Source organism: Pseudocitrobacter vendiensis (assembly GCF_943590815.1).
Taxonomy (GTDB): domain Bacteria; phylum Pseudomonadota; class Gammaproteobacteria; order Enterobacterales; family Enterobacteriaceae; genus Pseudocitrobacter; species Pseudocitrobacter vendiensis.
This window is the reverse complement of record NZ_CALSBS010000008.1, coordinates 152,627-165,757: the sequence shown is the minus strand read 5'-3', so window position 1 is coordinate 165,757 and position 13,131 is coordinate 152,627. Positions and strand designations below refer to the sequence as shown.

Annotated in this window: 13 protein-coding genes; 3 read left to right on the top strand and 10 right to left on the bottom strand. The window is 56.5% G+C overall.

Translation table 11 applies throughout. The features are described from left to right. Positions 1-15 precede the first annotated feature (15 nt). On the bottom strand, positions 16-1,152 hold the full coding sequence (gene pdxB / locus NMC31_RS11260) for a 4-phosphoerythronate dehydrogenase PdxB (protein ID WP_149461980.1): 1,137 nt from the start codon (positions 1,150-1,152) through the stop codon (positions 16-18). A gap of 111 nt (positions 1,153-1,263) precedes the next feature. Here pdxB and flk point away from each other — a divergent pair, with 111 nt between their 5' ends. Beyond that, positions 1,264-2,268: a flagella biosynthesis regulator Flk gene (gene flk, locus NMC31_RS11255; RefSeq protein WP_253897965.1), complete on the top strand. Its 1,005-nt coding sequence runs from the start codon at positions 1,264-1,266 to the stop codon at positions 2,266-2,268. Between the two features lie 46 nt (positions 2,269-2,314). On the opposite strand, the gene NMC31_RS11250 is transcribed toward flk, so the two are convergent. Next, complete coding sequence (locus NMC31_RS11250; protein ID WP_253897964.1) at positions 2,315-3,493, bottom strand: MFS transporter; 1,179 nt, start codon at positions 3,491-3,493, stop codon at positions 2,315-2,317. A 201-nt stretch (positions 3,494-3,694) separates the two neighbouring features. Then, complete coding sequence (fabB, locus tag NMC31_RS11245) at positions 3,695-4,912, bottom strand: beta-ketoacyl-ACP synthase I (protein WP_149461977.1); 1,218 nt, start codon at positions 4,910-4,912, stop codon at positions 3,695-3,697. A 160-nt stretch (positions 4,913-5,072) separates the two neighbouring features. On the opposite strand from fabB, the gene mnmC reads away from it, so the two are divergent. After that, positions 5,073-7,073 carry a bifunctional tRNA (5-methylaminomethyl-2-thiouridine)(34)-methyltransferase MnmC2/FAD-dependent 5-carboxymethylaminomethyl-2-thiouridine(34) oxidoreductase MnmC1 gene (gene mnmC / locus NMC31_RS11240; protein WP_253897963.1) on the top strand — a complete coding sequence of 667 codons (2,001 nt, stop codon included), beginning with the start codon at positions 5,073-5,075 and terminating at the stop codon, positions 7,071-7,073. A 99-nt stretch (positions 7,074-7,172) separates the two neighbouring features. Here mnmC and NMC31_RS11235 read toward each other — a convergent pair whose 3' ends face one another. From NMC31_RS11235 to prmB, 6 genes are read right to left on the bottom strand one after another with little or no spacing between them, the layout of a single operon-like run. Further along, a complete protein-coding gene (locus NMC31_RS11235; protein WP_015963604.1) occupies positions 7,173-7,448 on the bottom strand; it encodes a YfcL family protein in 276 nt (91 codons plus the stop codon). A gap of 26 nt (positions 7,449-7,474) precedes the next feature. Beyond that, the gene (locus NMC31_RS11230) at positions 7,475-8,023 is read right to left on the bottom strand and encodes an elongation factor P hydroxylase (RefSeq protein WP_149461975.1); all 549 of its coding nucleotides are present in this window, start codon (positions 8,021-8,023) and stop codon (positions 7,475-7,477) included. Between the two features lie 3 nt (positions 8,024-8,026). Beyond that, positions 8,027-8,836 carry a sulfite exporter TauE/SafE family protein gene (locus NMC31_RS11225; protein WP_149461974.1) on the bottom strand — a complete coding sequence of 270 codons (810 nt, stop codon included), beginning with the start codon at positions 8,834-8,836 and terminating at the stop codon, positions 8,027-8,029. Beyond that, positions 8,836-9,660: a penicillin-insensitive murein endopeptidase gene (gene mepA / locus NMC31_RS11220; RefSeq protein ID WP_253897962.1), complete on the bottom strand. Its 825-nt coding sequence runs from the start codon at positions 9,658-9,660 to the stop codon at positions 8,836-8,838. The genes NMC31_RS11225 and mepA overlap by 1 nt, the downstream gene beginning before the upstream one ends. A 2-nt stretch (positions 9,661-9,662) precedes the next feature. Next, positions 9,663-10,748: a chorismate synthase gene (aroC, locus tag NMC31_RS11215; RefSeq protein ID WP_253897961.1), complete on the bottom strand. Its 1,086-nt coding sequence runs from the start codon at positions 10,746-10,748 to the stop codon at positions 9,663-9,665. 39 nt (positions 10,749-10,787) lie between these two features. After that, positions 10,788-11,720 carry a 50S ribosomal protein L3 N(5)-glutamine methyltransferase gene (gene prmB / locus NMC31_RS11210; RefSeq protein WP_041686401.1) on the bottom strand — a complete coding sequence of 311 codons (933 nt, stop codon included), beginning with the start codon at positions 11,718-11,720 and terminating at the stop codon, positions 10,788-10,790. A gap of 164 nt (positions 11,721-11,884) precedes the next feature. On the opposite strand from prmB, the gene smrB reads away from it, so the two are divergent. Continuing rightward, positions 11,885-12,436, top strand: a complete 552-nt coding sequence (gene smrB, locus NMC31_RS11205; protein ID WP_149461971.1) for an endonuclease SmrB — start codon at positions 11,885-11,887, stop codon at positions 12,434-12,436. A 109-nt stretch (positions 12,437-12,545) separates the two neighbouring features. On the opposite strand, the gene sixA is transcribed toward smrB, so the two are convergent. Continuing rightward, positions 12,546-13,031 (bottom strand): phosphohistidine phosphatase SixA, encoded by a 486-nt coding sequence (gene sixA / locus NMC31_RS11200; RefSeq protein WP_253897960.1) that lies wholly within the window; start codon positions 13,029-13,031, stop codon positions 12,546-12,548. Positions 13,032-13,131 lie beyond the last annotated feature (100 nt).

The window sequence follows — 13,131 nt, the reverse complement described above, 5'->3', positions numbered from 1 at the left end:
ACAAAAGAAATAATCTTAACGAATTGGGTGATGCACAGCGTTAAACCCGAGCTTTTTCAAAAGCGTCGCCGCATCTGCGTCATCGCACTGGACATACAGTGACGACCACTCGCGGCGCTCAAGGTAATTCTTACGCAGCTTGTCGAATTCACCCGGAATGCCCGCTACTTTTCGCAGCGGCGCATCATCGCGGCGCACATCATACACCAAATGCACCAGCCTTTTCAGCGTTGGCTGGCAGAGCTTACCGTGCAGGGTGATACGACCGAATTCTGGCGGCGGCAGCAGCGTATCCAGCGCCACCTGCTGCGCCTGACCGATAAACTTGCTATAGGCTTCAAACACCTGGGTGGTACCACGCGCTTTGCCTTCCAGCGTATAGCCCGCAATGTGTGACGTGCCGATATCTACTTTATCGAGCAGCGCAAGGTTGAGATCCGGTTCTGGCTCCCAGACGTCAAGCACGACGCTCAGGTCCTGTCCGGCCTCAAGGCATTTTAACAAGGCTGCGTTATCCACCACCGGGCCACGGCAGGCGTTAATTAAAATCGCCCCCGGTTTCAGGCGGCGAATCAGCGCCTCATCCGCCAGGTGCAGCGACTTATACGGGCCATCTTTAAACAGTGGCGTATGGAAGGTCAGAATATCGGCTTCCTGTACCAGTTCATCCAGCGGACGGAAATCGCCTTCGTCACCGTTATCGGCACGCGGCGGATCGCACAGCAGCGTGCGCACACCTAACGCTTCGAGACGTTTTTGCAGGCGTGCGCCCACGTTACCGACGCCTACAATCCCGACTGTACGATCTGTGAGCGTGAAACCGTCGCGCTCAGCGAGATAGAGCAGCGAGGAGAAAACATATTCCACAACCGCAATGGCGTTACAGCCAGGGGCGGCGGAAAAACCAATGCCCGCCTGCGCAAGCCACGCCTGATCGACATGGTCCGTACCCGCGGTCGCCGTGCCAACAAATTTGATCGACTGATTCGCCAGCAGGGTCTCATTCACCTTCGTGACTGATCGCACCATCAGCGCGTCGGCGCCCGCCAGTTCCGCAACCGGAATGGGGCGTCCAGGAACAGCCTTCACCTCACCCAAACGGCTGAAGAGCTCACGGGCGTAGGGCATATTTTCATCAACAAGGATTTTCACGTTACGGTACCTGTCTGAGAACGAGAGTTAACCGGGGAAGTGTGCCATAATCTGGCCGCCAGGCATACTCGACTTCCTGGTTAAGTAAAGCAATAAGGTTAAGGATAAATCATGACGCAACCCATTTCAGGTATGCCCTCGCGCCCTCCGGGGGAAGGTTCCACCACAACGTCCATTGCTGGGGAACAACCGCTCTCCACGCAGCAGCGCACGGTACTTGAACGCCTTATCACACGTCTTATGGCGTTGACCTCGCAAACAAATGCGCAGGTGTGGGCTGGCGTACGTCACGATTTGGGGTTGAAGAACGATTCACCGTTGGTGTCGCGCAATTTTCCTGCCGCCGAGCAGAATCTGAAGCAGCGCCTCGACACGGCGCAACAGAATCTCAGCACCCGGCAAACCCTGTCACAACTGACGGAATTACTGAATCACGGAAATAATCGCCAGGCGGTCAGCGATTTCATTCGCCAGCAGTACGGGCAAACCGCGCTGAGCCAGTTGACGCCCGCTCAACTGAAAAACGTGTTGCAACTTCTACAAAACGGCGAATTGTCGATTCCGCAACCGCAGCAACGTCCGGCGACCGATCGCCCAATGCAGCCAGCCGAGCACAATACGCTGAATCAGCTGGTGACCAAACTTGCCGCTGCCACGGGCGAGTCGAGCAAGATTATCTGGCAGTCGATGCTGGAGCTTTCCGGTGTAAAAACCGGCGAGTTGATTCCGGCCAAGCATTTTACGGCACTGGCGACCTGGTTACAGGCGCGGCAAACGCTTAGCACCCAGCCCGCGCCGACGCTCAATGCATTGCAGGCCGCCCTCAAACAGCCGATGGAGCCGCACGAATGGCAGGCTCTGAAGGATTACGGTCAGCAAAACTGGAACATTACGCCACAGACGGTGCTGACGATGACACAGGTGCAAACGCTGCTGAATCAGCTGTTCCTTAAGCGCGTCGAGCGTTCGCAGGACACGCTGGATGTGCGATATGTGCAGCCTATCACCAGCCCGTTCGCACCGCTTATTGAGGTGTATAAAGCGGCCTCTGCTCGCCCTGGCATCATGCTGGTAGTGATAATAGTGGTGATGGCAATCATGTGGATTGTGCTTTAAAACGTAAAAGCCCGATAGATAATATCGGGCTAAAAAAGCAGTGAATTTATGGGCGTCGGAATGTAATCAGCGTCACCACAATGCCCAGCAGCGCCGAAATCGCCCCGGCAAGGAAGACGGAAGGATATCCCGCCATTGTCGCCAGCATCCCCGCCAGCGGGCCGGAGACACCGAGCGCGATATCCTGAAATGCCGCATAGCCGCCTAACGCCGTGCCGCGCACCTGCGGCGGTACACGCTTGACGACTTCGACGCCCAGCGCCGGGAAAATCAGCGAACAACCTGCTCCGGTGAGTGCCGCACCGGCGAGCGCCATCCACGCATCCGGTGCCAGCCACAGCAGCGCCAGGCCCACCGTTTCAACCAGCAGCGAGCCTACCGCCACCTTCACCCCGCCGAAACGGTCAGGCATCCAGCCAAACAGAATTCGCACCAGTACAAACGCGCCACCAAAGGCTGTTAAGGTAAAACCCGCCATCGCCCAGCCGTTGCTGGCAAAGTAGAGCGACACAAAAGTACCGATCACCGCAAAGCCCACGCCCTGCAGCGCCAGGCCAAGACCCGGCTGCCAGATAAGCCCAATAACGCTCCACAGCGAAGGCCGTTCGCCTGCGCTGGCAGGCACTTTGCGTACGCTACCGTTAAAGGCCCACGCCGCCACGGGCAACAGCATCGTCACCACCGCAAGCGTGGCAAAACTGTAATGGCTGTTGAGGAAAAGTCCCAACGGCGCACCAACCGCCAGCGCGCCAAAAATCGCCATCCCGTTCCACGACATCACCTTTCCGGAGCGTTTTGGGCCAACCAGCCCCATGCCCCAGGTGAGTGTTCCGGTTAGCAACTGGCTTTCACCAAAGCCCAGAATTAAACGGCCCACAATCAGCAGGCCAAACTTCACCATCGCATCGACGGGCAGCAGTGCCGCCGCCAGCCAGGCCGCTCCGGCCAGCGCACAGGCGGCCATTCCCTGAAGCGCCGAACGCTTCGCACCGTACTGATCGGCCAAACGCCCGGCATAGCCTCGCGTTAACACGGTGGCAAGAAACTGAATACCCACGGCGATACCCACCATGGTATTGCCATACCCCAGTTCCTGATGCACAAATAACGGAATAACGGGCAGCGGAATACCGACGGTCAGATAGGTGAGAAAAACGGCAAATGCGATACGGAACAGCGATCCGTTACCGGAAGATGCTGGAACAGATTGAGAAACTTCAGACATGCTTTACTCCAGAATGCAGAGTAAGGCGGGGAATAGACCACGCCTCCTCCACCTGATAATCAGGGTGTCGGCGCGTTGATTGACGTTAAACGCTTACGCACTCATATAAGAGTGTTGAGGGCAGATTTTGCCTTTTTTAACAGCAAGATGTCAACGCACAAAAAAGGAGCCTTTCGGCTCCTTTTTTATCACATTCAGCAATTACGCTTTCAGCTTGCGCATCACCAGTGTTGCGTTGGTACCGCCGAAGCCGAAGCTGTTAGACATAACGGTCGTCAGTTCACGCTCAGTCGGTTTGGTAACGATGTTCAGGCCAGCAGCCTGCTCGTCCAGCTCTTCAATGTTGATGCTTGGCGCGATAAAGCCATGTTCCAGCATCAGCAGAGAGTAGATAGCTTCCTGCACGCCAGCCGCGCCCAGAGAGTGGCCGGTCATGGCTTTGGTGGCAGAGATAGCCGGGCTGTTATCGCCAAACACTTCCTGGATAGCGCCCAGTTCTTTCACGTCGCCTACCGGAGTAGAAGTACCGTGGGAGTTCAGGTAATCGATTGGGGTATCAACGCCGTTCATCGCCATCTTCATGCAACGTACTGCGCCTTCACCAGACGGAGCAACCATGTCAGCGCCATCAGACGTTGCGCCGTAGCCCACGATTTCTGCATAGATATGCGCGCCGCGCGCCAGAGCGTGTTCCAGCTCTTCCACGACAACCATACCGCCGCCGCCTGCGATGATGAAGCCATCACGGTGCGCGTCATAGGTACGGGACGCTTTTTCCGGCGTGTCGTTGAATTTAGTGGACAGTGCGCCCATAGCGTCGAACTCACAGGCCATTTCCCAGCCCAGTTCTTCGCCGCCGCCTGCAAACACGATGTCCTGTTTGCCCAGTTGAATTTGTTCTACCGCATTACCGATACAGTGCGCGGAAGTGGCACACGCAGAGCTGATAGAGTAGTTCACACCATGAATTTTAAACGGCGTTGCCAGGCATGCGGAAACCGCAGAACCCATGGCTTTGGTCACCACATAAGGGCCAACCGCTTTCAGGCCGCGCGGGCTACGCATTGCGTCAGCGCCGAATACCTGCGCTTTGGAGGAGCCACCGGAACCGGCGATCAATCCCACACGCGGGTTATTCTGATAATCTTCTGCTTTCAGGCCGGAGTCTTCAACGGCTTGCTGCATGGAGAGGTAAGCGTAGATAGAGGCATCGTTCATGAAACGGACCACTTTGCGGTCAATAAGACCGGTGGTGTCCAGTTTGACGTTACCCCATACGTGGCTACGCATACCAGAATCTTTGAACTCTTGAGAGAAAGTGATCCCCGAGCGTCCTTCACGCAGAGATGCCAGGACTTCCTGCTGGTTGCTACCGATGCTGGAAACGATGCCCAGGCCAGTAATCACTGCACGTTTCATTCATAACCTCTGTAAGTCATCACTATTTTAAAGTTTCGAGAGGCAAGATAGCGTACACTTGTACGCCGAACAAGTCCGATCAGCCAATTTATGCATAAATTTGCGCCTTCCGGCACGCATCGCTAAGATCGGCGGACTCCTTGCCGCACGAGTAACTTACGTGAAACAAAACGCCATACAATCTGCCAACCTCGAATTCAACAGTGAGGGTACACCTGTTTCCCGAGATTTCGACGACGTCTACTTCTCCAATGACAATGGTCTGGAAGAAACACGCTACGTCTTTCTGGGGGGTAACCAGTTAGAGGCACGCTTCCCCACGCATCCGCATCCTCTTTTTGTGGTAGCGGAAAGCGGATTCGGAACCGGGCTCAACTTTCTAACGCTTTGGCAGGCGTTCGATGCCTTTCGCCTCGCCAACCCTGAGGCGACACTGCAACGGCTGCATTTTGTCAGCTTTGAAAAATTCCCACTCACCGCCGGCGACCTGCGCTTAGCACATCAGCACTGGCCGGAACTGGCACCGTGGGCGGAACAGCTTCAGGCCCAGTGGCCGCTGCCGCTGGCGGGATGCCACCGTTTATTGCTCGATGGCGGACGGGTGACGCTCGATTTATGGTTCGGCGACATCAACGAGCTGACTGATCAACTGGATGATTCGTTCAATCAGCAGGTGGATGCCTGGTTCCTCGACGGCTTCGCCCCGGCGAAAAACCCGGATATGTGGACGCCGCAGCTCTTTTCCGCGATGGCGCGTCTGGCCCGGCCCGGCGGCACGCTGGCGACGTTCACCTCGGCGGGTTTTGTCCGTCGAGGTTTACAGGACGCCGGTTTTACGATGCATAAAACCAAAGGCTTTGGCCGCAAGCGCGAAATGCTGGTCGGGGAAATGACGCAGCCAAACATCCTTCCCGCGCGTGCGCCCTGGTTTGCCCGCACCGGCGCCAGCACGCGTGAAACTGCGATTATCGGCGGCGGTATCGCCAGCGCCCTGCTCTCACTGGCCCTACTGAGACGCGGCTGGCAGGTGACGCTTTACTGTGCCGACGATGCCCCGGCGCAGGGCGCATCCGGTAATCGTCAGGGGGCGCTGTATCCGTTGTTGAGCGCGCACGATCCCGCCCTGGAAACGTTCTTCCCGGCAGCGTTCACCTTCGCACGTCGGCTTTATGATTCGCTCCCGGTGGCATTTGATCATCAGTGGTGCGGCGTTACCCAGCTTGGCTGGGATGAAAAAAGTCAGCAGAAAATCAACCAGATGCTGTTGCTGGAGCTGCCTGAAGCATTGGCACACGCGGTGAGCGCGCAGGACGTTGCCGAAAATATCGGCGTAGAAACAGGCTGCGGCGGCATTCAGTATCCGGCGGGCGGCTGGCTCTCTCCGGCACAGCTCACGGCAAGCGTATTGGCGCTGGCCCGGCAGCAAGGGCTGGCCGTGCACTGGAACAAATCCCTCACTTCGCTGGAAAAGCAGGATGACGCCTGGCAGTTGCATTTCGCTGATTATGAAAGCGCCCGCGCCGCGAGCGTGGTGCTGGCGACCGGGCATAATATTAACCAGCTTCCCCAAACTGCAGCGTTGCCTGTGTACGCTGTTGGCGGGCAGGTAAGTCATATTCCCACGGGCCCTTCGCTGGCGCAGCTTCGCCAGGTGCTGTGCTATGACGGTTACCTGACGCCGCAAAACCCGGCCAATCAGCATCACTGCATTGGCGCAAGCTACCATCGTGGCGAACGAGAGATGACCTTTAACGAGGAAGACCAGCAGCATAATCGTCAGCGATTGATCAACTGTTTCCCCGATGCCGAATGGGCGAAAGAGGTCGATGTCAGCGCCAACGAGGCGCGTGTTGGCGTGCGATGCGCCACGCGCGACCATCTGCCCATGCTCGGCAATGTGCCGGATTACGACGCCACGCTGACGCAATATGCCCATCTGCATGAGGAGCAAGACACAGCAGCCACAGCCCCGGGTTATCCGAATCTGTTTATGTTGGGTGGATTTGGGTCTCGTGGGTTATGCACCGCGCCGCTGGCGGCCGAAATACTGGCATCGCAAATGAGCCATGAACCGCTACCGCTGGATGCCCGGACATTATCGGCGTTGAATCCGAACCGGTTGTGGGTGAGAAAGTTATTGAAGGGGAAAAAGGTTAAGTAAGCTACCCCTCACCCCGGCCCTCTCCCGCAGGGAGAGGGAGAAAAACCAAACTGCACGAACGGTCCCCTCTCCCTGTGGGAGAGGGATAGGGTGAGGGCCCTACTGCTGCGCCTTCTGGAACAGCGTCTCCCACATCCCCAGCACCAGCGCCTGGTCGCGCGGTGACAGTTCGCCCGCCTGAATCGCTTTCTCCAGACTGCGCGTCACATTGTGCGACACCGCATCAGCCGAGTGGTCGTCGCCCTCTTCCAGCTCGGCAACCGCCAGCGTCAGGTGACCACGCAGATAACCGCTGGCAAACAGTTCATCGTCGCTGGCGTGCTCCACCATGTCATCAATTAACGCCAGAATGCGTGATTCAAACTCGGCGATCATCTTCTTTCCTCTTTTTGAACGTGGCGTTAGTTAAGATCTTCCGGCCACGGAAATTGTTCTGCCGCGAGCGGCGGCGTCTGATAATAGTTTTGTAATGCGTTGATAAATCTGGCCGGGCGTGCAGGAATGCCCTTCTCCAGATATTCCATCACCTGCGCATGCACGCGGCGCTGAAAAACGATGCGGTCCGGCTCGAAGTCGCCTTCAAGGTTGTCGCAGCTCACGTTAAACGGATAGCCCGCCGCCACGCAGAACAGCCAGTCAAAAGCCTGTGGTTTCACTTCCACATCTTCAAACTGCCCTTGTGTTTTGGCATCGCGCCCGTCCGGGCAGTACCAGTAACCGAAATCGACCTGTTCACGGCGCGCTTTTCCGGCGATACACCAGTGCGAAATCTCGTGCAGCGCGCTGGCGTAAAAGCCGTGGGCGAAGACGATGCGGTTATAGGGCACATCGGCATCAGCAGGAAGATAGATCGGTTCGTCGTCGCCTTTAATCAGACGGGTATTAAAATCATCGGCAAAACAGCTATCGAAAATAGCGATCAGCTGCTGCGCGTTATGCGTTGCGTTCATTAATTAATTCATCCCTAACCACTGAAGGATTTCCTGTCCATGGCTGTCATACAGAAGTTTGGCGCTCATCACCGCCGAGACGATGACAATCATCGGGCGAATAAGCGATTGCCCTTTGCTGAGAACCAGCCGTGACCCCATTCGGGCACCGAAGAACTGACCGACCATCATCACGAAGCCGGTTGCCCAGATAACTTTGCCGCCCAGAATAAACAGTAGCAGCCCGCCAACGTTTGAGGTGGCGTTCAGTACTTTCGCATGGGCGGTCGATTTGGCGAGGTTAAAACCTGCCAGGGTAACAAACGCCAGTGCGTAGAAAGACCCCGCGCCGGGGCCAAAGAAACCGTCATAAAAACCGACGCAGCCGCCCGCCACCAGGGCAAACGGCAGGCCATGCAGACGACGCGCGCGGTCGCCTTCGCCGATTTTTGGCATCAGCAGGAAATACAGACCAATACCGATAACCAGAAGCGGTAAGATTTGGCGCAGCACGTCAGCTTTTACATACTGAACCAGCAGCGCCCCAGCCATTGAACCAATGAAGGTCATCAGAATATTGAGCTTCTGATCGGCCAGGTTAACGACTTTCTGGCGGACAAAATAGAGTGATGCCGAAAGCGAACCGCCACAGGCCTGTAATTTGTTGGTTGCCAGGGCCTGTGCGGGTGACATCCCCGCCGCCATCAGCGCGGGAACGGTGAGTAAGCCGCCGCCACCCGCTAAAGAATCGATAAACCCGGCCAGCGCGGCGATAAAAAACAGCGCCGCCAACATGAGGGGGGAGACGGTGAATATCTCAACAAAACTGTCCATCAGAGTACATGCTCATCCAGTAACGCCTGGCAGGAAGGCGGTAATGGCGGCGGCGTCTTCTTCACAGGTTTGGTGGCACCCGGTTTGGGCGGTTCGAACCAGCTTTGTAACTCCGCACCGCAACCGTCACCTGCTGGCGGTAAAGCTTGATCTTCACATTCAAGGCTGTTCGCCGGGCAACGCAGACGCACGTGCATATGCGCACGATGCTGGAACCACGGGCGAACCTTACGCAACCAGTCACGATCGCTCCCTGCCTCCAGGCAAAGCTGTTGCTTAATTGCCGGGTTGACAAAGATACGCGTGACTTCGCTATCCTGCGCGGCAAGCTTAATCAGATTGCCTATTTCCGGCTGCCAGACGCGCGAGTTGATGCTTTTACCATCCGCCGCGACCAGATCCAGCGCCTGCGGTTTCAGCAGTTGCGCCGACGTCCAGCGGGTTTTCGGCAGTTGCAGGAAGATATCGACATCCAGACCGCTCTGGTGGCTGGCGTGACCGCCGTTAAAACGCCCACCGGCAGGCATGCCCATATCGCCAATCAACACCGTTCCCATGCCGTTGTTCTGCACCTGCTGACTGAGGCGCTGAATAAAGCGCACCAGGTCCGGGTGGCCGAAATAGCGACGCTGGTCGGTACGCATCACCTGATAAGTGTTCGATTGCAGCGGTAGCGCCTCGGCTCCGACGATACACCCATTCGCAAAAGCGCCGATAGACTGCGTGCTTCCGGGGATCGGCTGAACAACTTTTTGCCACGGCGTTGCCGCCAGGCTGGCGGTGCTGGCCACAAGGGCCAGCAGAGCGAGAACGGTTTTTTTCATGATTACCAGCGTGGAAGAGTGGTCGTCACATCGGCGTTTTGAGCGCGTTGACGCATAAAGTGATCCATCAGAACAATGGCCAGCATCGCTTCCGCGATAGGCACCGCGCGAATACCCACACACGGATCGTGACGGCCTTTAGTGATCATCTCGACTTCTTCACCAAAGCGGTTGAGCGTTTTACCCGGCACGGTAATGCTGGAAGTCGGTTTCAGGGCGATGTTCGCGACGATCTGCTGACCGCTGCTGATCCCCCCCAGAATGCCGCCTGCATGGTTACTCTGGAAACCGTCTTTAGTAATTTCGTCGCGGTTTTCACTGCCACGCAGTTTCACCACCTCAAAACCATCGCCGATTTCCACGCCTTTCACCGCGTTAATGCTCATCAGTGCGTGCGCGATATCGGCATCCAGGCGGTCAAAGACCGGCTCGCCAAAGCCCGCAGGCACGGCGTCAGCAACCACCGTGACTTTTGCGCCGATGGAATCGCCCTCTTTTTTCAGGCCACGCATCAGTTCATCCAGCACGTCGATTTTATCCGGATCCGGGCAGAAGAACGGGTTTTGCTCAACCTGATCCCAGTCTTTAATCGCCAGCGGAATCTCGCCCATTTGCGTCAGGCACGCGCGGATTTGAATACCGAATTTCGTCGCGAGGAATTTTTTGGCAATGGCGCCCGCCGCCACGCGCATCGCGGTTTCACGAGCAGAAGAACGGCCACCGCCGCGATAGTCGCGCAGACCATATTTCTGTTCATAGGTGTAATCAGCATGCCCTGGGCGGAACACATCTTTGATGGCACCGTAATCCTGCGAGCGCTGATCGGTATTTTCAATCAGCAGGCCAATGCTGGTACCGGTGGTCACGCCTTCAAATACGCCAGAGAGAATTTTCACCTGGTCCGGCTCGCGGCGCTGGGTGGTGTAGCGCGAGGTGCCTGGGCGACGACGGTCGAGGTCGTGCTGCAAATCGGCTTCCGTTAACGGGATGCCTGGCGGCACGCCATCGACAATACAGCCAAGTGCCAGACCATGCGACTCACCGAAGGTGGTTACGCGAAAGAGTTGTCCAATTGTATTTCCTGCCATCACGGCTCCGCTGTCGTTGTTGTGTTGTTGCGTGCTGGATTAATCTTTGTAAATCGCGAAATGATCGCGGGCAGCCACCAGCTGCGCTTTGGTCAGCATGAAGACGCCGTCACCGCCGTTATCAAACTCCAGCCAGGTAAACGGTACGTCCGGGTACTGGTCCATGAGATGCACCATGCTGTTGCCAACTTCACAAATCAGCACGCCATCGTCCGCAAGGTAATCCGGTGCACAGGCCAGAATGCGGCGCGTCAGCTTCAGCCCATCCGTACCCGATGCGAGGCCCAGCTCTGGCTCGAAACGGTATTCGCTCGGCAGATCGGACATGTCTTCAGCATCGACATACGGCGGGTTAGTGACGATTAAATCGTACTGCAACTGCGGCAGGTCACGGAAGAGGTCTGAGCGAATCGGCGTGACGTTGTGGATCATGCCGTGTTCTTCAATATTTTGTTCGGCGACGGCCAGGGCATCCAGCGAAATATCCACGGCGTCTACTTCCGCTTCGGGGAAGGCATAGGCGCTGGCAATCGCGATACAGCCGCTGCCGGTGCACATATCGAGGATGTGCTGCGGCTGATGATTGATAAGCCCGGCGAACTTATTGTTGATTAATTCGCCAATCGGCGAACGCGGCACCAGCACGCGTTCGTCGACATAAAATTCATGGCCGCAGAACCAGGCTTTATTGGTCAGATACGCAACCGGAATACGCTCGTTGACGCGGCGAATCACGCGCTCGACGATGCGATGCTTTTCACTGGAGGTCAGGCGCGCGCTGCGCATGTCTTCCGGGATATCCAGCGGCAGATAGAGTGAAGGCAAAACCAGCTGTACGGCTTCATCCCACGGGTTATCGGTGCCGTGGCCGTACCAGATGTTCGCCGCGCTAAAACGGCTCACCGCCCAGCGCAGCATGTCCTGAATGGTTTGCAGCTCATTGACCGCTTCATCGACAAAAATCTTATCCACATTATTCTCCAGGGCATGCGTCGGGGTAAATTCGGCGGCTAGTTTGCCACGAAGACGCCGATAAATCAGCATTCTTGCGCAGGCGACCGGGGAAAAAACCGTTTTCACTGCCAACCGCCGCATTCAGAAGGTAAACTAACGGAAATGCCAGATGAGAAGAATCGATGAAAAAGAAAGCATCACTTAGCGAGGAGGATCAGGCGCTGTTTCAGCAACTGATGACGGGGACGCGCAAAATTAAGCAGGACACCATTGTCCATCGCCCGTTACGTAAGAAAGTGAGTGAAGTGCCGGTGAAACGGCTGATTCAGGAGCAGGTGGACAACAGCCACTATTTTTCCGACGAGTTTCAACCGCTGCTAAATACTGAAGGGCCGGTAAGGTACGTGCGTGAAGGCGTCAGCCATTTCGAGCTGAAAAAACTGCGCCGTGGCGATTACTCCCCGGAGCTGTTTCTGGATTTGCACGGGTTGACGCAGCAGCAGGCCAAACAAGAACTGGGCGCGCTGATTGCCGCCTGCCGCCGCGAACATGTGTTTTGCGCCTGCGTGATGCACGGGCACGGAAAGCATATTCTTAAACAACAAACGCCGCTGTGGCTGGCGCAGCATCCGCACGTCATGGCATTTCATCAGGCATCGAAAGAGTATGGCGGAGACGCCGCGCTGCTGGTGCTGATTGAAGTGGAAGAGTGGCTACCGCCGGAGTTGCCATAGGCACGGAATTGCCGGATGGCGGCGTTGCCTCATCCGGCCTACGCGCGATCGGATATACCTGTAGGCCGGATAAGCGCAAGCGCCATCCGGCACAACATCAAGCAGAGTATTAAATCGCTTTCGCCATTTTCAGATTGCAGGGGCTCATTTGCCAGTTGAAAACGCCCAGCCCGTCAGCTTCCAGCGTGACGCAGGCGATCGCAGAGGTGGTGAACATTGGCGGCGTTTCGCCAGGGCAGAGTTCGGAGACCAGGTAGCCAACCAGTGGCAGGTGGGATATCACCAGCACGGACGCGATACCTTCGTTCGCCAGCGCTTGCAGATACGCGCCGACGAGGCCGATATCGCCGCATGGCGTCAGTTCAGGCAGCACTTCAACATCTTCTGGCAGGTACATGCACTCCCCTACCACATCCAGAGTCTGCTCCGCACGCAGGAACGGGCTAACCAGAACACGTTCAATATCCACTTTTTGGCCTTTCAGCCAGGTTGCCATCTGACGAGATTCATCACAACCACATCCCGTAAGAGGACGAACCGAGTCACTGGCTGCTTCAAGAGCAGCGTCGCCGTGACGCATAATAAAAACTTGCATATTGCACCGCTTTTGTTAAACAGAAGCACCGATCAATATCGCAGACAATAAGACCTGCGATGTTTCGGTAGCCGGGCATTGTGCCTGATCCATCCAATGA

Bases quoted from the DNA above. Each gene is read 5' to 3' on its own strand.
- smrB (WP_149461971.1), top strand. From the start codon at position 11,885: ATGAAAAAGAAAGCATCACTTAGCGAGGAGGATCAGGCGCTGTTTCAG.
- NMC31_RS11230 (WP_149461975.1), bottom strand. From the start codon at position 8,023: ATGAACGCAACGCATAACGCGCAGCAGCTGATCGCTATTTTCGATAGC.
- mepA (WP_253897962.1), bottom strand. From the start codon at position 9,660: ATGAAAAAAACCGTTCTCGCTCTGCTGGCCCTTGTGGCCAGCACCGCC.
- NMC31_RS11225 (WP_149461974.1), bottom strand. From the start codon at position 8,836: ATGGACAGTTTTGTTGAGATATTCACCGTCTCCCCCCTCATGTTGGCG.
- NMC31_RS11235 (WP_015963604.1), bottom strand. From the start codon at position 7,448: ATGATCGCCGAGTTTGAATCACGCATTCTGGCGTTAATTGATGACATG.
- flk (WP_253897965.1), top strand. From the start codon at position 1,264: ATGACGCAACCCATTTCAGGTATGCCCTCGCGCCCTCCGGGGGAAGGT.
- aroC (WP_253897961.1), bottom strand. From the start codon at position 10,748: ATGGCAGGAAATACAATTGGACAACTCTTTCGCGTAACCACCTTCGGT.
- NMC31_RS11250 (WP_253897964.1), bottom strand. From the start codon at position 3,493: ATGTCTGAAGTTTCTCAATCTGTTCCAGCATCTTCCGGTAACGGATCG.
- sixA (WP_253897960.1), bottom strand. From the start codon at position 13,031: ATGCAAGTTTTTATTATGCGTCACGGCGACGCTGCTCTTGAAGCAGCC.
- fabB (WP_149461977.1), bottom strand. From the start codon at position 4,912: ATGAAACGTGCAGTGATTACTGGCCTGGGCATCGTTTCCAGCATCGGT.